Raw genomic sequence first — 20938 nt, 5'->3', positions numbered from 1 at the left:
CCGCCGAGCCCCGGACGCCCGGCGGGGGCGCGGCCGCCTCGGCCGAGCCCCCGCCGGTCCCCCTCAGCCCTGGGTCGGGGCCGGGGCGTAGCCGCACGGGCGGGAGACGAACGTCCCCCGGCCCCGGGTCCTGCCGCGCAGCGCGGCGGACCAGCCGAACAGCTCCGCCAGCGGGACCACCGCGTCCACCACGGCCGTCCCGCCCCGGGTCCCGGAGCCCCGCACCCGGCCTCGGCGGGCGGACAGGTCGCCGAGCACCCCGCCCAGGCAGTCGGCCGGCACGGTCACGGTGACCTCGGCGACCGGTTCCAGCAGGGTGAGGCGGCAGGCGCGCAGGGCGGCCCGCAGCCCGGCCCGGCCGGCGGTGCGGAAGGCCGTGTCCGAGGAGTCCTTGACGTGCGTGGCACCGTCGGTGAGGACGACCCGCAGACCGGTCACCGGGTGCCCGCCGAGCGGGCCGTCCGGCAGGGCGTCACGGCACCCGGCCTCCACCGCCCGCACGTACTCCTGCGGCACCCGTCCGCCGGTCACCGCGGAGCGGAACTCGAACCCGAGCCCGTCCAGCGGCTCGACGTCGAGCACGACGTGCGCGAACTGGCCCGCGCCGCCGTCCTGTTTGACGTGCCGGTGGACGAACCCGCGGACGCCGCCGGTCACCGTCTCCCGGTGGGCGACCCTGGGCCGCCCGACCGTGAGGCCGGGGCCGCCGGACAGGCGGATCTTCTCCACCGCCACCTCCAGGTGCAGTTCACCCATGCCGGACAGCAGGGTCTGGCCGGTCTCCGGATCGGTGCGGACCGTCAGCGACGGGTCCTCCTCGGCCAGGCGGGCCAGCGCCCCGGCGAGCCGCCCGGTGTCGGTGGAGCGGACGGCCTCGACCGCCACCGACACCACCGGCTCGGCCGGGGCGGGCGGCTCGAGCACCAGCGGGTGCTCCCGGGCGCACAGCGTCGCCCCGGCCCGCACGCCCTTGGGTCCCGCCACGGCGACGATGTCGCCGGCCACCGCGGCCTCGACCTCGGTGTACCGGTCGGCGCGCAGACGCAGCACCCGCGCGACGCGCTCGGCGCGGCCCGTGGTCGTGTCCCGCACGACGTCCCCCTTCCGCAGGGTTCCGGAGTAGATCCGCAGGCTGGTCAGCCTGCCGGTCGCGGTGGCGTTCACCTTGAACGCCAGTGCGGCCAGCGGGCCGTCGGGGTCGGCCTCGCGCCGCACCTGGGCGCCCTCCCAGCTGCCCGTCACCGGGGGCAGGTCGAGCGGGGACGGCAGGTAGTCCGCCACCGCGTCCAGCAGTGGTTCCACCCCCTTGTCGCGGTAGGCGGAGCCGCAGAGCACCACCACGCCCTCACCGGTGCGGGTGAGGTCGCGCAGGGCCGCGCGCAGGGTGGCCGCGCTCAGCGTGCCGTGCTCGCAGAACTCCTCGAGCGCCCCGGCGTGCCGTTCGGCCACGGCCTCCTCCAGCTCACGGCGCCGCCGCGCCGCCTCGGTGCGCAGCTCGGCGGGGACAGGCGCCGCCACGGGCTCGCCGGCCCCGTCGGGCCAGATCAGCGCGCGGAGGCCGAGCAGGTCGACGACGCCCCGGAATCCGTCCTCGGCGCCCACCGGCAGCTGGGCCACCAGCGGCGCCGGGTGCAGCCGCTCCCGGACGGAGGCGACGGCGGCGTCGAGGTCGGCGCCCGCCCGGTCCATCTTGTTGACCAGGACGATCCTGGGCACGCCGTGCCGGTCGGCCTGCCGCCACACCGCCTCGCTCTGCGGCTCGACGCCGGCCACGGCGTCCAGGACCACCACCGCGCCGTCCAGGACACGCAGCGAGCGCTCCACCTCGTCGGCGAAGTCGACGTGGCCCGGGGTGTCGATCAGGTTGATCCGGCGGCCCTTCCAGGCGCAGCTGACGGCGGCCGCGAAGATGGTGATGCCCCGCTGGCGTTCCTGGGTGTCGAAGTCGGTGACGGTGGTGCCCTCGTGCACCTCGCCGGTGCGGTGGACGGCGCCGGTGGCGTGGAGGATCCGCTCCGTGACGGTGGTCTTGCCGGCGTCGACGTGGGCGAGGATGCCCAGGTTGCGGACGTCGGCGAGAGGGAGGGCGGGGCGGCGGGTGAGGTCGTTGCGCACGGCCTTCGGCCTTTCTGGAGGTGATGATCCGGTCCTTCGGGACGCGCGATCACCGCCACGGCCGCGGCACTCCGCGAGGGGCGGGGTGTCTCAGCGGGGCGTGGCGGACGTCCGGCACCGGCCGCGCAGCGGGCGCCGGAGGGCCGGGGACACCAGGATCACCTCGTACCGCGAACGGGGAACGACGGCATCGGCGCGCTGACGCACGGCCTGCCCCCCTTCACTCGTCACGGTGGTCCCACCGGGAGGGCCTCGCGACACGCACGTATCGTCAAGAGGTCGGGAAAACCCGGGGGTTGCTGCGAGTGTAGGGACCGGCGGCGGACCGGGCACCGCAATTTCGGGTGCGGGCGAGCGGCCCCGGCGGACGTCCGGTTCGCGGTAGGTTCGCCCCAGGTCCGTCTCTCGAGGAGCTTTGAGCGCATGCCCGTGAAGGTCAGTGTGGTCGTCCCGGTGTACAACCCCGGTCCCTACATCGAGGACTGCGTCGACTCGCTCCTGCGGCAGTCGCTGCGGCCGGGCGAGTTCGAGGCGATCTTCGTCGACGACGGCTCCACGGACGCGACGCCGGCGCGGCTGGACGCGCTGGCCGCGGAGCACTCCCACATCCAGGTGATCCACCAGGAGCCGTCGGGGTGGTCGGGCAAGCCGCGCAACGTCGGCATCGCGGCGTCGCGGGGCGAGTACGTGATGTTCGTCGACAACGACGACTACCTCGGCGACGAGGCCCTCGAGCGGATGTACGCGTACGCCGTGGAGAACGAGGCGGACGTCGTCGTCGGCAAGATGGCGGGCAAGGGCCGCCCGGTGCCGGTGGAGCTGTTCCGCAGGAACCATCCGCGCGCCACCGTCGAGAACTCCCCGCTGATGGACAGTCTGACGCCCCACAAGATGTTCCGGCGGGCCTTCCTCGACCGGATCGGGCTGCGCTTCCCGGAGGGCCGGCGCCGGCTGGAGGACCACGTCTTCATCGCGGAGGCCTATCTGCGGGCGGAGACGATCTCCGTCCTCAGCGACTACGTGTGCTATTACCACGTCAAGCGGGACGACGCCTCCAACGCCGGGTTCCAGCGCTTCGACCCGGTGGGCTACTTCAAGAACCTGCGCGAGGCGCTCGACGTGGTCGAGCAATACACCGAACCGGGCCCGCTGCGCGACCGGATGTACCGGCGCTGGCTGCGCAACGAGATGGTCGAGCGGATGCGGAGCACGCGGTTGCTGAACCTCCCCGACGACTACCGGCGGGAGATGTTCGGCGAGATCCGGGACGTGATCAACGAGCGGTTCGGGCCCTCCGTCGCCGCTCCGCTGGCGCCCACCCAGCGGGTGGTGGCGGCTCTGGTCGCCGCCGACCGCTACGAGGACACGCTGGCCTTCGCGGAGTGGGAGGCGTCCCTCGCCCCCCGGGCCGCCGCGGAGGCGGTCGGCTGGGAGAAGGGCGTCCTGCGCTTCGACCTGACGGCCGGTTACACCGTGCGGGGCGAGCCGATGGTCTTCCCGGCCGACGGCGCCCACACCGTGCCCGAGGGCGCGCCCGAGGACGTGGCGGGGGCCCTCGCCTGGGTACTCGCCGACGCCACGGAGCGGTTCGGCTCGGCGGGCGTGGACGTGGTGGTGCGCGAGCGTTCCACCGCGGCCCAGTACTACCTGCCGGCCGAGGTGACCCGGGAGTCGGAGCCCGCCGGGGACGGTGAGGGGGTGCGCCTGCGGGTGCGCGCCTCGGTGTCGCTGGACCCCGCGGTGGCCGCCGGCGGCTCGCCGCTGCGCGCGGGCCTGTGGGACCTGTTCGTGCGGGTGAAGCTGGGCGGCTGGGCCCGTGAGTGCCGGATCGACCCGGCCCCGGGCGCGCCGCGCCCGGCGGGGAACGCCGCGATCACGGACGGCAGTGTGGTCCTGCCGTACTGGACGGCCCGCGACACCCTGTCGCTCGACGTCGACAAGGCGTCCAGGAACCTGCGTCTGGACCGGCTGTCCCCGTCCGCGGTCACGGTGACGGGCGAGCGGCTCCGGGCGACGCTGCCGCTGCACGTGGCGGACCGCTGCGACGTCCTGCTGCGGCTGGCCGGCCCGGCGGACACGCCGCGGATCCAGGCGCCGGGCACCCTGTCCCCTGGCGAGGACGCGGCCCGCACCTGCGTCCTGGAGGCGGCGCTGCCGTGGGACGAGGCTCCCCGGGAGGTCCCGCTGGGGCTGTCCCTGGCGGCGGACCCGCGGGCGGTGGACCCCCGGTTCCTGTCCCTGCCGGTGGCGTTGACCGCGACCGCCGACGGGGTACGGGCACGGCACGCCGCGCTGCCGCGAGCGGCGCGGCAGCGGCCCGGAGCGGTGCGGGGACTGCACCGGCTGGCGCGCCGGCTGCCGCTGCCGGTGCGTCGCGCGGTGGTCAAGACCATGGACACCCTCGTGCCCGGTCTTCGGGCACGGCTGACCGACAGGAAGAGTGACTGAGCACGTGCGACCGCTGAGCATCGAAGGCACCTGGCTGGTGGAGCCGGCCATCTTCCCCGACGAGCGGGGCAGCTTCCACGAGTGGTTCCGGGGACCGGCGTTCCGGGAGGCGACGGGGTACGACCTGTCACTGGCCCAGGCCAATTTCTCGGTCTCGCGCAGGGGCGTGCTGCGGGGGCTGCACTTCGCGGACGTCCCGCCGGGGCAGGCCAAGTACGTGACCTGCGGGCGGGGCGCGGTGCTGGACGTGATGGTGGACATCCGGGTCGGCTCCCCCACCTTCGGCAGGTGGGTGTCGCACCGGCTGGACGAGGAGAACCGGCACGCGGTCTTCCTGGCCGAGGGCATCGGGCACGCCCTCATGGCGCTCACCGACGACGCCACGGTCCTGTACCTGTGTTCCACCGGCTACTCCCCCGCCCGCGAGCACGGGGTGCATCCCCTCGATCCGGCTCTGGGCATCGAGTGGCCCGCGGACATCGAGCCGGTGCTGTCCGCGAAGGACGCGGCGGCGCCCTCGCTGGCCGAGGCCCGCGCGGCGGGGATGCTGCCGGTCTACGAGGAGTGCGTCGTCCACTACGAGAAGCTGCGGGGCGACGAGTCCGTGTGAGGACGCGCCGCGTACGACGACGGCGGAGGCGGGACCCCGGGGTCCCGCCTCCGCCGTCGTCGGTCAGCCCCGCTCGCCGGTGAGCTGGTCCAGCGACCTGCTCAGCTGCTCCCAGCCCTTGGCGCGCTTGGTGCCCCGGTTGCGGGCGTGGACCAGCGGCTTCCAGAACCCGGCGTTCAGCAGGTCCTCGGCGCGCACCGCGGTGGTGCGGCCGAGGATCGACTCCGGCACCTTCTGCGGGTCGGGGACCTCGAACTCGGCCATGATCTCGTCGTACTTGTCCTGCAGCACCGTGTTGGTCGGGTCGGCGCCGAAGACCAGCAGCTGTCCGGTGGGCTGGGTGTCGACCAGCACGGTCCTCAGGTCGGGCCGGTAGCGCTGAAGGATCTCGACGACCTTGTAGACGTCGCCGGTCCACGCGTTGGTGTGCCGGTCGCGCGCCGCCTCGTCGACGTTGCGCGGCAGCATGTCGTCGAGGACGACGACACTGGCCCAGTCGGAGTGCTTCTCGACGTTGATGAAGTCGCGCAGGGCGTACTCGAAGAGGTGCATGCCGTCGATGAACGACAGGTCCAGCGTGACGTCCTGCCAGTAGCCGAACGGGCTGCGGTTGCGGGCGAGGTTGCGCAGCGGGTGGCGGCCCCCCTTGAGGTGCCCCAGGGGGTTCTCGCGGGCGAAGAAGTCGTCACTGGTCGCCTTCACCAGGTGGACGTCGCACCGGATCTCCGTGACCACCTTGAAGGCGGGGTCGACGGCGATGCTCGGGACCCGGGAGAGGGTGAGGCTGCGGCCGTCGTTGACGCCGATCTCCAGGTAGTTCCGGTTGGCGCAGGTCTTGTGGAGCTCCCTCAGGAACTCGTGGCGCTTCACGAACAGGACTCCTTGCGGATGAGCGGGAGGGCAACATGAAGGGCGGCGCGCCAGTCGCGCAGGGGCGGCAGACCGAGCGGCCGCCACCGGTGGTGCGCGAGGGCGCTGTAGGCGGGGCGGGGTGCGGGCCGGGGGAACGCCTCGCTGGTGACGGGGCGTACCCGGGCCGGGTCGGCGTCGAGCAGGCGGAAGACCTCCTGGGCCAGTTCGTGCCAGGTGGCCTCGCCGGAGCTGGTGGCGTGGAAGACGCCGGTGGCGTCCGGGTCGTCCGCGCCGAGCCGGGCGCCGAGGTCGGCGATCCGGCCGGCGACGTCGGCGCTCCAGGTGGGCTGGCCGCGCTGGTCGGCGACGACGTCGAGGGTGTCCCGGCGGGACTCGAGCCGGGTCATGGTGCGCACGAAGTTGCCGCCGTGGGCGCCGTAGAGCCAGGCGGTGCGCACGACGGCGCCCCGGCCGGGCAGTTCGTCGAGGACCGCCCGCTCGCCGGCCAGTTTGGTGCGGCCGTAGGCGGTGCGCGGGGCGGTGGGGTGGTCCTCGGGGTAGGGGGCGGTGGCCCGGCCGTCGAAGACGTAGTCGGTGGAGACGTGGATCAGGCGGGCCGTGCCCTGTTCGGCACAGGCCCTGGCGAGGGTGCGGGGGCCGTCGCCGTTGATCCGCAGGGCGGTCGCCTCGTCGGTCTCGGCGTCGTCGACGGCCGTGTAGGCGGCGCAGTTGACGACCACGTCGGGCCGGTGCGCGGCGAGGGCGGCACGGACGTCGTCCTCACTCGTGATGTCGAGTTCGGCGCGGTCGAGGGTCACCGTCTCCTCGCCGCGGCGTGCCAGTTCCTGCGCGGTGTCCCGGCCGAGCATGCCCGCTGCGCCGGTGACGAGCCATCTCATGCGCGCCTCTCCGTACTTCCCGTGCTCCGACGGCCGGTGACGGGCCGACTCCCCTGACCGGAGCAGCGGCTCATCCGCCGGCCCGTTCCTTCAACGGCTCCCACCAAGCCCGGTTCTCGCGGTACCAGTTGACGGTGTCGGCGAGAGAGGCGGTGAAGTCGTGCCGGGGATGGTAGCCGAGTTCGGTACGCGCCTTGCCCCAGTCGACGGAGTAGCGCAGGTCGTGTCCCTTGCGGTCCTCGACGTACTCGACCATGTCCCAGCCGGCCCCGCAGGCGTCCAGGAGCAGGCCGGTGAGCTCCTTGTTGGAGAGCTCGGTGCCGCCCCCGATGTTGTAGATCTCCCCTGCTGAGCCCCGGGTTCGGACGAGTTCGACGCCCTGGCAGTGGTCCTCCACGTGCAGCCAGTCGCGGACGTTGCGCCCGTCGCCGTAGAGCGGCACCTTCCTGCCGTCGAGGAGGTTGGTGACGAAGAGGGGAATCACCTTTTCGGGGAACTGGTGGGGACCGTAGTTGTTCGAGCAGCGGGTGACCCGGACGTCCATGCCGTGGGTCCGGTGGTAGGCCAGGGCGAGCAGGTCGGAGGACGCCTTGGAGGCGGAGTAGGGCGAGTTGGGCGCGAGGGGGTGGGTCTCCGGCCAGGAACCCGACTCGATGGAGCCGTACACCTCGTCGGTGGAGATGTGCACGAAGGGACCCACTCGGTGCCTCAGGGCGGCGTCCAGCAGGGTCTGGGTGCCGACCACGTTGGTGAGGACGAAGTCCGCGGCGCCGGTGATCGAGCGGTCCACGTGGGACTCGGCGGCGAAGTGGACGACCTGGTCGGCGGCTCCCATCAGTTTGTCCACCAGCTCGGCGTCGCGGATGTCGCCCTGGACGAACTCCAGCCGCGGATGGTCCAGCGGCAGGTTGTCGAGGGTGCCCGCGTAGGTGAGCTTGTCGAGCACGGTGACGCGCAGGTCCTCGGCGCCGTCCGCCAGGAGGTTGCGCACGTAGGTGGACCCGATGAAGCCGGCGGCGCCGGTGACGAGGAGGTTCAGGGAGGTCATGGCTGGATCCGCACCTTGCTGTGGTCGCCGAGGACGAGACGGTGGGCGCTGGGCACGCCGGGCGCCGACTGCGTGGTCACCTCGGCGTGGCGGCCGATCAGGGAGGACTCGATGCGCCCGACGCCCTCGATGGTGGCGTCCCGCAGCACGATCGAGAACTCCAGCTCGCTGCCGCTGACGGCGCAGTTCTCGCCCACCGAGGTGAACGGTCCGACGTAGGAGTCGTCGATCCGGGTGCCGGCGCCGATGACGGCGGGGCCCACGATCCTCGAGCGGGTCACCCGGGCGCCCGCCTCGATCACGACCCGGCCGACCGTCTCGCTCTCCTCGTCCACCTCCCCGTCGTTGCGCGGCTCCAGCGACTCGAGGACCATCCGGTTGACCTCGAGCATGTCGACGACGTTCCCGGTGTCCTTCCAGTACCCCTGGATGACGGTGGACCGCACGGCGGCCCGGTCGTCGATCAGCCGCTGGATGGCGTGGGTGATCTCCAGTTCGCCCCGCCGGGAGGGCTCGATGGAACGGACCGCCTGATGGATCCGCGGCGTGAACAGGTAGACGCCGACCAGCGCGAGGTCGCTCTCGGGCCGCTCGGGCTTCTCCTCCAGGGTCACCACCTGGCCCTCCTCGTCGAGGACGGCGACGCCGAAGGCGCGGGGATCGGGGACCTTGGTCAGCAGGATCTGGGCGTCGGGGCGGCTGGCCCGGAAGTCGTCGACGATGTCGTTGATGCCGCCGACGATGAAGTTGTCGCCGAGGTACATGACGAAGTCGTCCTCACCGAGGAAGTCCCGTGCGATCAGCACCGCGTGGGCCAGCCCGAGCGGCTTCTCCTGCGGGATGTACGTCACCCGGAGGCCGAACCGCGAGCCGTCCCCGACCGCAGCACGGATCTCGTCGGCGGTCTCCCCGACGATCATCCCGACCTCGGTTATCCCGGCCGCGGCGATGGATTCCAGTCCGTAGAACAGCACCGGCTTGTTGGCCACCGGCACGAGCTGTTTGGCCGACGTGTGGGTGATCGGCCGCAGTCGCGTGCCGGCTCCACCTGACAGGACAAGAGCCTTCATTCGGTCCACACTAGCCGCGCCCGCCGCCGCCGGGCGGCGAACCGGACGATGCGACGGTCTTTTCCCGCTTCCGCGTGACGCGGCGGTCCGCGGGCCCCGCGTCGGGCGGGCTGACCGGGCTGACGGGCTGACGGGAGGGCGGGCGGAAGCAGCCGAAAGTTTTTCCTCCGCGCCGTACAACCTTCTCCACCGGTTGGCGGTCGATCAACCCAAGCCGCGTTTTCCGCGCTCCACCACTGCGTGTTGGCGATGGCTTCGAAAGTTTCTGTTGACGATGTCAACAGAGAGGGAGCCTGGTGTAACCCGACACATTCGTGTAGCGTCTTCCTCGGACGCACCGCCTCGTCGGGGGGCGGGCCGGTGCGCCTCGGGGGGACCTGAGGGGGGATCCCGGGGGGGGATCAGCAGGGGGGCCGACCGGTCCCGGCGTGACCCGGGGGGGACACGCCGGGACCCGGCTCGGACACCGTGAAAGGCTGGGGTCGTGACACCCCCGCCGCGCTCCTTCGACGCCGTCCTCTGTGACCTCGACAACGTCGTCCGTTTCTACGACTTCTCCGAACTCGCCGCGCTCGAGCGGGAGTCGGGCCTCACCGCCGGTCTCACCGCGTCGGTGGCCTACGCCCCCGACCTCGATCTCCCGCTGCTGCTCGGGCACATCGACGTCGGGCGGTGGACGGAGTCCGTCGCCGGGCGGATGGCCGCCTTCGTGCCGCCCGGCCGGGCCCTCGAACTGGCGCGGGCCATGGCGGACGCGCCGTTCCGCGCGGACCCCGAGGCGGTCGAACTGCTGCGCCGGGCACGGGATCTGGTGCCGCTGGTGATCGTCACCAACGCGACGGCCCGGCTGGAGGGCGAACTGGCGGCCATGGGGATCGGCGACCTCGCCGACCACGTCGTCAACAGCGCGTGGGAGGGCGTCGCCAAGCCCGACCCGGAGATCTACCGGACCGCCTGCCGGCTGGCCGGGGTCGCGCCGGAGCGCTGCCTGTTCGTGGACGACCGGACGGAGAACACCGAGGCGGCCGCGGCGCTCGGCATGTCCGCCGTGCGGTACCGCTCCGTGGAGGACCTGCGGCAGGCGCTGGAGCCGCTGTTCACCGCTCCCGGCGTGGCAGCGCCCGCGGGGGCCGCCGCCGCTGGAGTTCCGCGTCGAGCAACGGTTCGGCCCACGTCGTGAGTTGGAGCACCGGGCGGGTGGCGCTCGCGGTGTCGCCCGCGAGCGGGCGGGCCACGGCGCGGTCCGCGTGCGCGGCCGGCAGCAGCATGGCCCGGGTGCGGCCGCGCAGGCCGACCCGCAGCAGGTAGCGCAGTCCCTCGATGTCGACCAGGCCGCACTCCCCCGCCGGCCAGTCCACCGGCTCGTCCAGAGGGTCCACCCGCCATCCGGCGTGGCGGGCCGCGTCCATCCAGGCCCCCAGCGCCTGGATCCGGTCCTGTGCCACCGACGTGCTGGGGCGGGTGATGATCTGGATCGGGTCGGGCCTGTGCTCCATCGAATTCCCCCTGCTCACCTGGCCGCTGCGGCCTCTTCCGCGGGCTCCGGACGGTCACGGCGCGCGGCCGTCCGGATGACGTCCGCCGGCGCCGCTAGCCCGGAGGAGTGCTCTCGCCGAGCGGCGTGTCGCGCCTCGTGCTGGGATCGGTGACGTCGATCGAGACCCGGCGGGAACCGCTCGACGTGTTCCCCGCTGCCGGGCCCCTTCACCTCATCGGGAGCAACCTTGAAGAAGTCGATACGTCGGCTCTGCCGCGCAGGCCTGCCCGTGCTCACGGCGGCCCTTGTCTCCGGCGCGGTGGCGCCGCAGGTCATGGCCGCCGAGGCGGGCACGGACCGGGCCGCCTCGCACGACTGCGACCACTCGTGCGAGGGCGGCGGTGGGGGTGGCAGGCCCGGGCCCGCCGGCCCGGCCGGACCGCAGGGCGAGCCCGGGCCGTCCGGGCCGCAGGGCGAGGCGGGTCCGTCCGGCCCGCAGGGCCCGGCGGGCGTCGCCGGTCCCGCGGGACCGGAAGGAGCGGCGGGACCCGCGGGGCCGGAGGGTCCGCAAGGCCCGGAAGGCCCTCAGGGACCCGAGGGCCCCCAGGGCGAGACGGGTGAGCAGGGCCCGCCCGGTGAGCAGGGCGAACCCGGTGAACCCGGCGCCCCCGGTGAGGTGACGCCGACCTTCCTGGAGAACGAGGAGGGCGACGCCGACGGCCTGGGCACCGGAACGGCAACGGCCACCTGCCCGGAGAGCAGCACCCTGACCGGCGGCGGCGTGACCGTGGCCGACACGCTGCTTCCTCTCGTCACCGTGCTCGAGTCGGCCCCGGACGGGGCGAACGGCTGGACCGGCACGGTCAGGAACACGAGCGGCGAGGCGGTCACCTTCACCGTGAACGCCATCTGCCTCCCCCTGGCTCCCACCACGTAGCGGGACCCCCTGCCCGCGCCCCCGCGCGGCGACGGGGGAGCACGACGGGCCGGTCCGGAGCGTTCCGGGCCGGCCCCTGCGTTCGTCGGCAGGCAACCCTTGGGGTTCCGGGGGGCGGCCCTGATGTCCGGGGCAGCCCCTGTCAGCCTCCGGCGCCCGGGGCCAGCGCCCCGTTGCCCAGTCCCTCGCCCGCCAGTTCGGCGATCCGCGCCGTGAGGTCGGCGATCTCGCGGGCGCAGGTCTCGAACTCGCGCAGGGTGCGGAACGCCGCCCCGTACCGGCGTTGCTCGTCGATGTCCATCTGCGGCACCCGCGCGCCCCGCCCGTCGAGACGGAACGTCCCGCTGAGCGAGGTGGAGCGGCGGACGTTGGCCGACGAGCGCAGGAAGCCGCGCAGGTAGTCGGTGTCCAACTGCTCGCTGGTCGAGACGGGTTCGTCCGCCCCGTGGCTGACCAGCCCGGCCCGCGCCAGTTCGGCGACGCTCACGGTGGATCCCTCCAGGGAACCGGGCCCCCGCCCCTCCGTCAGTGCGGGCAGCAGCAGCCCGAGCCGTGCCAGTCTCTCGTCCAGCTGCCGCCGCAGTTCCTGGTACTCGGCGGCGAAGTCCCGCGTGGAGTCCTCGACATGGCGCCCCGGGGTGAGGTCGACGGTGTCGTCGAGCAGGTCGATCAGGGCGATCTCCGCCGTCTGGGCCGGTCCGGGTTCCAGCGGTCCGTCCGGGTCTTCGGCGGTGAGGTCGACCATCCGCACCGCGGCGGCGGTGTCGCCGGGCCCCGTGGGGCGCCGCAGGTGCCAGAGGTGGACGGGCTGGGCGTGCGAGGCGGCGGTGCCCGGGGCGAGCGCGGTGACCTGGGTGAGGATGCCGCGCCGGACCAGTTCGGCCCTGATACGGCGGCCCGCCTTGCGGTAGGCGACCGAGGCGGGCATCACCATCAGCACCCGGCCGCCGGGGGCGGTGTGCGCGTACGCGTGCTGGAGCCAGGCGAGTTCGCTCTCCGCCCGGGACGGCGTGCCCAACTCCCAGCGGCGGTCCAGCAGGAGCTGTTCCCTGCCCCAGTCGGTGTCCCCGACGGGCGGGTCGCAGACGACCAGGTCGGCCTTGAGTTCCGGCAGCCGGTCCTCGCGCAGCGAGTCCCCGACGGCGATCTCCACTCCGGCGCGGCCCGTCAGGTCGGCCCTCAGCTGGGCGAAGCGCGCGCTGTCCGGGTCGATCTCCTGCCCCAGGCGCCGCGGTCCGCGTTCGGGTCCCACGCACAGGAGCAGGGTGCCGATCCCGCAGGCCGGGTCGAGGACCACGGCGTTCTTGGCCACGCGTCCGGCGAAGTGGCGCACGGCCCTCACCACGCGGGCGGTGGTGACCTGGTCGGACGCGGCGCGGCGGACGGAGTCCGTGAAGCGTTCCGCGAGTCCGGTGACCAGGTCGGCGGCGGAGCCGCGGTCGAGCAGGCGCCCCACGAGCCGTACGGCCTCCTCGGGGAGCGGGGTGAGCGCGTCCGGGTCGTCGACGTGCGCGGCCGTGTCGGCGAGGGCGGTGACCATGTCGTCGCCGTAGGCGCCGCGGAGGGTCTGCCAGAGCCTGACCTCCTCGGAGACGTCCTGCCCCTTGCGCTGGCGCTCCAGCCAGGAGCGGATCTCGGCGAGGTCGAAGAGCGGACTGTTGGGGCCGCCCCCGGCCGGTTCGGGGAAGTCGTCGTACCGTCTTCGCCAGTTGGAGACGGCGGCGCGGGTGACGCCGGCGAGACGGGCGATCTCCGAGCCGGTCACCAAAGCTCCTGCCGCCTGGCTCCCAGCGCTGTCAGTCATGGCGCACACCGTACACAGCACCGGGGGAACTGTTCAACGAAGGGGCGTTGACACCGTTCACGTAGATTGCTCCGATCGAGTGAAGTGCGCCATAGGGGTGGATGCGGAGGTTTGGCCTCCGCCCGGCCGGTGAGGCGCAGGCGCATGTCAACGGCGACCTCCACCGCTCCGCGGACGCACTCCGCGCCGGCCCAAGGCCTGGACGCGCCGGCCTCCCGTGACGCGTTCTTCGACAACGCCAAGTTCCTGGCGATCCTCCTGGTGGCGGTCGGCCACGTCTGGGAGCCGCTGCGGGAAGGCGACCGTGGGGTCCTCGCCCTCTACATGTTCGTCTACGCCTTCCACATGCCGGCGTTCATCGTGGTCTCCGGCTACTTCTCCCGGTCCTTCGACGCCTCGCCGCACCGGGTCCGGCGGCTGGTGACCGGCGTCGTCGTGCCGTACGTCCTCTTCGAGACCGCGTACGCGCTCTTCACCCGCTGGAGCGACGACGACCCCGGACGGCCCGTCACCCTGCTGGACCCCACGTACGTGACCTGGTTCCTGGCGGCCCTGTTCGTGTGGCGGCTGACCGCGCCGCTGTGGCGTTCGCTGCGGTGGCCGCTGCCGGTGGCGGTGGGGGTGGCGATGCTGGCCGCCCTCTCCCCCTCGATCGGCGAGGACCTCGACCTTCAGCGAGTGCTGCAGTTCCTGCCGTACTTCGTCCTCGGGCTCGGTCTGCGGCCGGAGCACTTCGCGCTGGTGCGGCACCCGGTGGTGCGGGTGCTGTCGGTGCCGGTGGCGGCGGCGGGTCTGGCGGCGGCCTGGTGGGCGGTGCCGCGGATGAACTACGCCTGGCTCTACCACAGCAGTGCCGCGCAGCAGCTGGGCATGCCGTGGTGGGCGGGACCGCTGATGACACTGCTGCTGTTCGGCTGCGGCGTGGCCCTGGTCGTCTGCTTCCTCGCCTGGGTGCCGGCCCGCCGGACGTGGTTCACCGCGCTCGGCGAAGGGACCCTGTACGGCTATCTGCTGCACGGCTTCTTCATGAAGTTCCTCGCGCACACGGGCTTCTACGACCTGCTGCGGCCCTACGGCGGCGCCGGGCTCCTCGCGGTGACGGTGCTGGGCGCGCTGGTGGTGACGGCGCTGTGCACGGCGCCGGTGCGGCGGCTGTTCCGGCCGGTGGTGGAGCCGAGGACGGACCGGGCGTTCCGGGAGCAGCGCGAGGCCGTCCGGCGCTAGACCGGCCCGCGCGGGAGCGGGAGGCTCCCGCGCGGAAGGCGCTCGGGTCAGGCGAGGGGTGTCCGGGCGGTGACCGCCCAGGTCCGGTGCGGGACGCGCAACGGGTCCCCGGGGAAGCGGTCGCGCAGGACGGCGGTGAGCTCGTCGGAGAAGGCGCGCACGCCGTCCTCCGGGAGGCTCGCGCCCACCCCGGCGCTGGCGCGGATCCGGCCCACCCAGTCCTCGGGCCGGTAGGGGACCTCGAGGTCGAAGGAGAAGGTCTCGATGTCCCGGAACCCGGCGGTCGCCAGGTCGGTCAGCCAGCGCGGGTGCAGGCCGGTGCCGCCGGCCATGGACCAGTCCGGGTTGTGGGCGACGATCAGTTCCTCGGTGGCGGCGACCACGTTGCCGGGCAGCGGCAGCCAGTCGAAGTGGGCGATGACCACGTGGCCACCCGGGCGCAGCAGCCGCCGGACCTCGGCGGCGGCGCGGGGTGCGTCGAACCAGTGCCAGCACTGTCCGGCCGTGACGATGTCGAAGGCTGCGTCCGGCAGACCGGTGGCCTCGGCGGTTCCCACCCGGTACTCGACGCCCACGCCGGCCTCGGCGTCCAGTCCCCGGGCCTGTTCGAGCAGCGGGGCCGCCGGGTCGACGCCGGTGACCCGGCCGCCCGCCAGGGCCATCAGGCGGGCCAGGCTGCCGGTTCCGGTGCCGATGTCCAGGACGTCGCGGCCGGACGGCTCGACGCCGTGGCCGGCCAGACGGGTGACGAGTTCCGGGGGGAATCCGGCGCGGTGGCGTCGGTAGTCCTCGGCGGTGAGCCCGAAGTCCGGGTTGCTCCGGTCGCTGCGCTCCATGGGTGCTCCCTGTGCTGCGAAGACGTTCACACAAGATCGTCCGCCGATCCTCGCGCACGGCCCGGGGGCAGGACAGGACGCCCCGTGGAGAGTTGGGTCACAGGGGTGCTGCGGCCCGCGGGGTGCACGTGGTCCGATGGCGTCCATGGACGCCACGACACTGCTGCGGGAGACGCTGACCCTGACGGAGAGGGCGCGCGGGCGGGTGATCCTCGGCATCGCGGGGGCGCCGGGGGCCGGGAAGTCGACTCTGGCCGAGTACCTGGTCGCGGCCGTCGCCGCGCGGATGGGGCCGGGCGCGGCGGCGTACGTCCCGATGGACGGCTTCCACCTCTCCAACCTCCAGCTGGAGCGCCTGGGGCTGACCGGCCGGAAGGGCTCCGAGCCGAGCTTCGACGGCTGGGGGTACGCCGCGCTGCTGCGGCGGATCCAGGAGGAGGGCGACGAGCCGGTGTACGCGCCCGGCTATTCGCGCACCCTGCACGAGCCGGTGGCGGCGCTCCACGTGGTGGAGCCGGCGGCGCGGCTGGTCGTCACCGAGGGGAACTACCTCGCCGTCGGAAAGGGGCCCTGGCCGGCGGCCCGCGCCTGTCTGGACGCGCTCTGGTTCCTGGACACCCCGGAGGAAGTGCGCGAGGAGCGCCTGCACGGGCGGCACACCTCGACCGGCTTCACCGCCGAGGCGGCTCGGGCCTGGGTGGCGGGCAACGACCGGCCCAACGGGGAACTGGTGGCCGCCACCCGGGACGCCTGCGACCGGGTGATCACCGTGGAGGGGCCCCTGGACCCTCCGTGAGCGCCCGGCGCGGTCGGCGTCATGCCGGGCGGCGGCCGAAGCGGGCGAGGAGGTGCCAGACCTTCTTGAGCGCCTGCGGATCGTGCTCCCCGGTCCGGGCGGCCGCGCCGACGACCGCCGGGTCGATCCTGCCGTCGACGGCGATCCGGACACCGAGTTCGACGAACTCGGGGCCGCGGTAGTCGCGGCGACGCCTCAGTTCGTCGACGTCGAGGACGAACCCGGGGTGCCACTCGACGGGGCAGGGCAGCGCGCGGGCGGCGTCCTCCACCGGTGTGGAGCGGTAGCAGGGGTCCAGGACGAGGGCCTCGACGTCGCGGTCGAAGCGGACGGGGCCGTGTACGTGGGCCTCGACGTAGTCGTCGAGCGCGTCGGCGTCGCGGTCGGCCTCGGCCAGGCCGACCAGCGCCGAGCAGTGGTCGGCGACGCCGAAGTCGGTGGGTTCGGCGGCGCTGTCCGGGTAGCAGAAGGTCGCCCGCCGCAGGGCCGCCGCGGTCAGCCGGAAGTACGAGGACCCGAACCGGGGCGCGGCGCCCCTCGGGTCGTGACGGTGGTTCAGCGCGCCGTAGACGGGCCGGTGCGCCGCCTCCACGGCGTCGTAGACCCCGCCGAAGATGCGGCTCTCCCACCGCCACCGGTCGCCGCCGGGATGTGCCGTCAGGCCGCCGTTGCCGGTGCCGGTCACGAACTGGGAGAGGTAGACCCCGTCCTCGGCCATCGCGGCGAGGACCGGTGTGCCGCCGGGCAGCAGTCGGTCGGGGTGGAAGTGCGCGGTGACACGCGTGCCCGGAGCGAGCGGCCCGCCCGCCGCCCGGGCGGCGACGTGCCGCAACGCCGCCTCGTACACGGTGGTGCCGGCGTCCGTGGTCATGCCCGCCAGTCTGACCAACCGGGGCGCGCCGCGTCAGCCGGATTTCCCGACGGCTCAGCGAGAACCCGCACCCTCGCCGGGAGGCGGTCCCGGTATCTTCCGGGTCCATGACCGTGTCCCGTTACCGCTACCGCTACGTCGGTCCGGAGGAGCTGAGGGCCCTGGCCCGGCCGGGGCGCAGGGGCCGGGCGTTGCGCGGGCCGGAGGATCTGCGGGAGGCGGAGGCCGGAGAGGTGTTCACGTACGTGGTGGACCTCGACGGGGTGATGCGGCCGGCCCCGCGACGCAGCGAGCACGTGGTCTGCGCGGGCGGGGAGCCGGTGCTCGGGGCCGGGGAGATCTCCTTCCGGCCGGCGGGCACGGGGAGCTGGGCGGTGGCGGAGGTCGGCAACCTGTCGACGGGCTACTGCCCGGACCTGGCCTCCTGGTCCGCGGTGGCGACGGCGCTGGACCGGGCCGGGATCCGCCGCCCGGACGGCTTCACGGAGCCGGTGGTGTTCCGGTGGTGTCCGGGGTGCGGGCAGGCCCAGGTCGTGCGGGACGCGCACTTCGTGTGCGTGTTCTGCGACGCGGACCTGCCCCCGGAGTGGAACGGCGGCCTGACGGGGCCTCAGTAGAGCTTGGCGACCGAGGTGCGGGCGGTGTTGCGGAAGGCGGCGACGGGCGCGTCCTTGAAACGGCCCATCTGGCCCCACTGGACCACCGTCACGGTGCGGTCGTCGCGGCCCACCGAGAAGAGGTGGACGTCCCGGGTGTACTCGGTGGTGACCTGGACCGCGTACAGCCGGGCGCCCTCCTCCACGTTGAGGCGGCCGAGGTCGCGGACCGTGGCGTCCACGTCGGGGTGGTGGGCCTCGGTCCGCGCCGCGCACTGCCGCACGCTGCGCCGCAGCAGTTCGGCCAGGGTCCGGGCGGAGGCGCGGTCCTTCTCGACGACGGTCACCTGGCGCGCGCTTGCGTCCAGGTCGGTCCAGAACTCCCGGTACCGCGAGGTCGCCCCGGGGAGCGCCTGGCCGTAGCAGAAGGGCACCGGGTCGGGCACGCCCGCCGTGACCGCGCCCGCGTACCAGTCGGACGAGGGGTGCGGCGGGAGGTCGGCGGGGGCGAGGAAGCGGGGCGTCGAGGCCGCGGTGGCGGCGGTCGCCGTGGTGGCGGGAAGGGTCAGGGCGATCGCCGTGGCGGTGACCACGGCTGCGGTGCTGCGGCGCATGCGGGTGCCTTCTCTCTCGAGCACGGGTGCTGCGGGGCCCCGCGCGCCGGGCGGCCGTTGCCCGGGGTGCCGGCCGGCGGACGATGTCCCCTTTCCCCTGATACGACAGCCGGAAAGGGGACATGGTTGCACCGGACGGCGCGTTCCACCCGAACTGCTTACCGCCGCGTCGCGTCCAGCACCCGCAGCAGCCACCGCGCGGCCGCCGGACGCTCCCCGGGCGCCGCGCCCGCCTCGGCGTTGCCCGGGAAGAGCCGCCCCCAGGCGACGGCGCGGGTCAGCGCCGCCAGCCGCAGGGCCAGGTCGAGGCCGCGCCGCAGTTCGGCGGGGGTGCGGCCGGGGCCGGTCCACGGCTCCAGGTACGCGTCGCGGAGCCTGGGCAGCGTGGCGTCGCCGTGGCGGCGGCGGAAGATCCGGGAGGTGACCAGCAGGCTGCAGAACGGGTGGGTGACGGAGGAGTCGCCCCAGTCGAAGAAGGTGTAGCGGCCCGGCTCCGGCCGGAGGATCTGGGCGTCCTGGAGGTCGGAGTGGTCGAGGGTGTCGGCGATCCCCAGCGCGGCGAGTTCCGCGCTCGCCCCCTCGATCAGCGGCCGGGCCGCCTCCAGCCGGGCGCGCTCGGCGGTGTCCAGGTGGACGGCGTTCTCGGCCAGCAGTCGCTCGAACAGCGCGGGCAGCGCGGCGGTGCGCGCCTCGGGCAGGCCCGCCGCGGTCAGTTCGGCGGTGTGCCCGGTGAGGGTCTGCTGCACCTGGGCGTAGAGCGGCAGGATCTCCTCCCAGACCCGGGTCGCCTCCCCGGCGTCGGCCCCGGCGAGGACGTCGGCCAGGACCGGGCCCCCGTCGGGCAGCAGCGACCAGCCGCGGCCGGCGTCGACGGCGAGCGGACGGAGCACGCGGCCGGGCACCCGGCGGTCCAGCACGAGGGCGAGGCCGGCCTCGAAGCGGCTCGCGGGCGGGTTGGCCTTGAACCAGACCCGCGACCCGTCGTCGGTGGGGATCCGGACCAGGACGGACCACGGACGCAGCCGGGCGGTCCGCTTCCCGGCCGGGCGCAGGCCGTGCGCCGCCAGCCCTTCGGCGGTGAAGGCCTCCGCGGCTGTGCGCCAGGCGGCGTCGCCCCAGGGGGTGACGGCGTCCGGCCAGTCGCCCCGGTCGATGTCGGTGTCGGTCGTCGTGTGCCGCATAAGGTCATTGGATCAGCAGGACACGCCGCGCGACCAGCGTTTTCTCCCCGGCGGCGGCGGGGGCGCGCGGTCGCGGCCCGCCCCGGGCGCCGGTGGCGAGGGGCGGTGGACGCGGAGTGTTGGTGCCCCGATCCGCCGGTGGGCTGCGCCTACCCTTCAGCGTTCGTATCGGCTGATCGTCGGACACCGCTGGACGGCAATCCCGCAGGCGGGCGGTCCGGGGCAGGAGAGCAGACGTATGAGGTGCGAGGTTCGGGCGATCACCCGCGAGGAGCATCTGGACTTCGTCCGGGCGCGGCCGTCGGTGAGCCATCTGCAGGTCCCCGCCTGGGGCGACGTCAAGGAGGACTGGCAGCCGCGGAGCCTGGGCTGGTTCGACGGGGAGGGACGACTGGTGGGGGCGGGGCTCGCGCTGCTGCGGGCGATGCCCGGCATCGGCCGCTCGCTGGCCTACCTCCCCGAGGGCCCGGTGGTGGACTGGGACGACTCCGACCTGGCCGAGGGATGGCTGCGGCCGATGCTGGACCATCTGAAGGACCTGGGCGCGTTCAGCGTGCGGCTGGGGCCGCCGGTGGTGTCCCGGCGGTGGAGCGCCGAGCGGGTCAAGGAGGCGGTCGCCGACCCGGCGGCGCGCCGGCTGGCGGACGCGGAGCCGTCCGCGCGCGAGGAGCGGGCCGACGAGGTCGCCGAACGGCTGGAGCGGTCCGGCTGGCGGCGCTCGGGCGAGGGCGGCTCGGGCGGCTTCGCCCTGGGGCAGCCGCGGTACGTCTTCCAGCTGCCGCTCGCCGGCAGGACGCTGGAGCAGGTCCAGAACGGCCTGAACCAGCAGTGGCGGCGCAACGTGAAGAAGGCCGAGAAGGCCGGGGTCAAGGTCGTCGAGGGGGACGGCGAGGACCTGGGGACCTTCCACGAGCTCTACCTGGAGACCGCGAAGCGCGACGGGTTCACCCCCCGGCCGCTCGGCTACTTCCGCCGCATGTGGGACGCGCTGCGCGCGGAGGACCTTGGCCGGATGCGCCTGTACCTGGCGTCGCACGACGGGGAGACGCTGGCCGCGGCGACCATGCTGACGGTGGGTGAGCACGTCTGGTACTCCTACGGCGCCTCCACCACGCGCCGCCGCGAGGTGCAGCCGAGCAACGCGCTTCAGTGGCGGATGATCTGCGACGCCCACGAGCGCGGCGCCGCGGTCTACGACCTGCGCGGGATCACCGACACCCTCGAGGAGGACGACCCGCTGCTCGGCCTGCTCCGCTTCAAGGTGGGCACCGGAGGCGAGGCCGTGGAGTATCTCGGCGAGTGGGAGTACCCCCTGAACAAGGCCCTGCACAAGGCTTTTGAGGTGTACATGGCCGCACGGCGATGACCGCCGGGTAAAAAAACTTACCTCTGACAGGTCGTCGACGCTCTCATCCTTGGTCAACTTGATGTGACAAGTGGGCGATTGTCAGAAATCTGTGATCAACTTCTCCTCACAGTTCGGTCACCAGCAGGCAAGTCGAGACACACAACATCCCTATAGTGTCCCCGAGTTGCCGCCCTGCTGCCCCTGGCCCGCTG

At 73.7% G+C, this 20938-nt stretch carries 19 protein-coding genes; 8 read left to right on the top strand and 11 right to left on the bottom strand.

The genetic code is table 11. From position 1 onward, the window contains the following. Window positions 1-63 precede the first annotated feature (63 nt). Entirely contained in the window at window positions 64-2115 is a 2052-nt protein-coding gene (fusA, locus tag ABT026_RS26060) for an elongation factor G (protein ID WP_351117573.1), read from the bottom strand. A gap of 423 nt (window positions 2116-2538) precedes the next feature. Between fusA and ABT026_RS26055 the strand changes: the two genes are divergently transcribed. Both ABT026_RS26055 and rfbC read left to right on the top strand, forming a co-directional pair. Further along, window positions 2539-4563, top strand: coding sequence for a glycosyltransferase family 2 protein (locus tag ABT026_RS26055; RefSeq protein WP_351117572.1), 2025 nt, complete (start codon window positions 2539-2541; stop codon window positions 4561-4563). 4 nt (window positions 4564-4567) lie between these two features. After that, the gene (gene rfbC, locus ABT026_RS26050; RefSeq protein ID WP_351117588.1) at window positions 4568-5173 is read left to right on the top strand and encodes a dTDP-4-dehydrorhamnose 3,5-epimerase; all 606 of its coding nucleotides are present in this window, start codon (window positions 4568-4570) and stop codon (window positions 5171-5173) included. Between the two features lie 63 nt (window positions 5174-5236). Here the strand turns inward: rfbC and ABT026_RS26045 are convergent, their stop codons facing one another. From ABT026_RS26045 to ABT026_RS26030, 4 genes are all read right to left on the bottom strand, one after another. Continuing rightward, the gene (locus ABT026_RS26045) at window positions 5237-6043 is read right to left on the bottom strand and encodes a class I SAM-dependent methyltransferase (RefSeq protein ID WP_351117571.1); all 807 of its coding nucleotides are present in this window, start codon (window positions 6041-6043) and stop codon (window positions 5237-5239) included. Continuing rightward, window positions 6040-6924 (bottom strand): dTDP-4-dehydrorhamnose reductase, encoded by an 885-nt coding sequence (rfbD, locus tag ABT026_RS26040; protein ID WP_351117570.1) that lies wholly within the window; start codon window positions 6922-6924, stop codon window positions 6040-6042. The genes ABT026_RS26045 and rfbD overlap by 4 nt, the downstream gene beginning before the upstream one ends. A 70-nt stretch (window positions 6925-6994) precedes the next feature. Continuing rightward, complete coding sequence (rfbB, locus tag ABT026_RS26035; RefSeq protein WP_351117587.1) at window positions 6995-7963, bottom strand: dTDP-glucose 4,6-dehydratase; 969 nt, start codon at window positions 7961-7963, stop codon at window positions 6995-6997. A 5-nt stretch (window positions 7964-7968) separates the two neighbouring features. Beyond that, window positions 7969-9042, bottom strand: coding sequence for a glucose-1-phosphate thymidylyltransferase (locus ABT026_RS26030; RefSeq protein WP_351117569.1), 1074 nt, complete (start codon window positions 9040-9042; stop codon window positions 7969-7971). 484 nt (window positions 9043-9526) lie between these two features. Here ABT026_RS26030 and ABT026_RS26025 point away from each other — a divergent pair, with 484 nt between their 5' ends. Beyond that, window positions 9527-10222, top strand: coding sequence for an HAD-IA family hydrolase (locus tag ABT026_RS26025; RefSeq protein ID WP_351117568.1), 696 nt, complete (start codon window positions 9527-9529; stop codon window positions 10220-10222). Here the strand turns inward: ABT026_RS26025 and ABT026_RS26020 are convergent. Then, on the bottom strand, window positions 10140-10538 hold the full coding sequence (locus ABT026_RS26020; RefSeq protein ID WP_351117567.1) for a hypothetical protein: 399 nt from the start codon (window positions 10536-10538) through the stop codon (window positions 10140-10142). The two genes, ABT026_RS26025 and ABT026_RS26020, sit on opposite strands and share 83 nt — an antisense overlap. A gap of 228 nt (window positions 10539-10766) precedes the next feature. On the opposite strand from ABT026_RS26020, the gene ABT026_RS26015 reads away from it, so the two are divergent. Further along, a complete protein-coding gene (locus tag ABT026_RS26015) occupies window positions 10767-11456 on the top strand; it encodes a collagen-like domain-containing protein (RefSeq protein WP_351117566.1) in 690 nt (229 codons plus the stop codon). A gap of 142 nt (window positions 11457-11598) precedes the next feature. Here ABT026_RS26015 and ABT026_RS26010 read toward each other — a convergent pair whose 3' ends face one another. Next, entirely contained in the window at window positions 11599-13260 is a 1662-nt protein-coding gene (locus ABT026_RS26010) for an N-6 DNA methylase (RefSeq protein WP_351117565.1), read from the bottom strand. Window positions 13261-13404: 144 nt separating this feature from the next. Here ABT026_RS26010 and ABT026_RS26005 point away from each other — a divergent pair, with 144 nt between their 5' ends. Further along, entirely contained in the window at window positions 13405-14484 is a 1080-nt protein-coding gene (locus ABT026_RS26005; protein WP_351117564.1) for an acyltransferase family protein, read from the top strand. A 47-nt stretch (window positions 14485-14531) separates the two neighbouring features. Here the strand turns inward: ABT026_RS26005 and ABT026_RS26000 are convergent, their stop codons facing one another. Next, window positions 14532-15320 (bottom strand): class I SAM-dependent methyltransferase, encoded by a 789-nt coding sequence (locus tag ABT026_RS26000; protein WP_351117563.1) that lies wholly within the window; start codon window positions 15318-15320, stop codon window positions 14532-14534. Between the two features lie 145 nt (window positions 15321-15465). Between ABT026_RS26000 and ABT026_RS25995 the strand changes: the two genes are divergently transcribed. Continuing rightward, on the top strand, window positions 15466-16116 hold the full coding sequence (locus ABT026_RS25995) for a nucleoside/nucleotide kinase family protein (protein WP_351117562.1): 651 nt from the start codon (window positions 15466-15468) through the stop codon (window positions 16114-16116). A gap of 19 nt (window positions 16117-16135) precedes the next feature. Here the strand turns inward: ABT026_RS25995 and ABT026_RS25990 are convergent, their stop codons facing one another. Further along, the gene (locus ABT026_RS25990) at window positions 16136-16987 is read right to left on the bottom strand and encodes a DUF3626 domain-containing protein (RefSeq protein WP_351117561.1); all 852 of its coding nucleotides are present in this window, start codon (window positions 16985-16987) and stop codon (window positions 16136-16138) included. 107 nt (window positions 16988-17094) lie between these two features. On the opposite strand from ABT026_RS25990, the gene ABT026_RS25985 reads away from it, so the two are divergent. Further along, the gene (locus tag ABT026_RS25985; protein WP_351117560.1) at window positions 17095-17604 is read left to right on the top strand and encodes a hypothetical protein; all 510 of its coding nucleotides are present in this window, start codon (window positions 17095-17097) and stop codon (window positions 17602-17604) included. Here ABT026_RS25985 and ABT026_RS25980 read toward each other — a convergent pair. Both ABT026_RS25980 and ABT026_RS25975 read right to left on the bottom strand, forming a co-directional pair. Further along, window positions 17598-18197 carry a hypothetical protein gene (locus ABT026_RS25980; protein WP_351117559.1) on the bottom strand — a complete coding sequence of 200 codons (600 nt, stop codon included), beginning with the start codon at window positions 18195-18197 and terminating at the stop codon, window positions 17598-17600. The genes ABT026_RS25985 and ABT026_RS25980 overlap by 7 nt on opposite strands. 158 nt (window positions 18198-18355) lie before the next feature. Further along, window positions 18356-19378, bottom strand: coding sequence for a phosphotransferase (locus tag ABT026_RS25975; RefSeq protein ID WP_351117558.1), 1023 nt, complete (start codon window positions 19376-19378; stop codon window positions 18356-18358). 238 nt (window positions 19379-19616) lie between these two features. Here ABT026_RS25975 and ABT026_RS25970 point away from each other — a divergent pair, with 238 nt between their 5' ends. Next, complete coding sequence (locus ABT026_RS25970) at window positions 19617-20744, top strand: lipid II:glycine glycyltransferase FemX (RefSeq protein WP_351117557.1); 1128 nt, start codon at window positions 19617-19619, stop codon at window positions 20742-20744. Window positions 20745-20938 lie beyond the last annotated feature (194 nt).

The organism is Streptomyces sp. NPDC002734, from assembly GCF_040295685.1.
Taxonomy (GTDB): Bacteria; Actinomycetota; Actinomycetes; order Streptomycetales; family Streptomycetaceae; genus Streptomyces.
The sequence above is the reverse complement of the archived record's forward strand: the minus strand, read 5'-3'. Positions and strand labels throughout refer to the sequence as shown.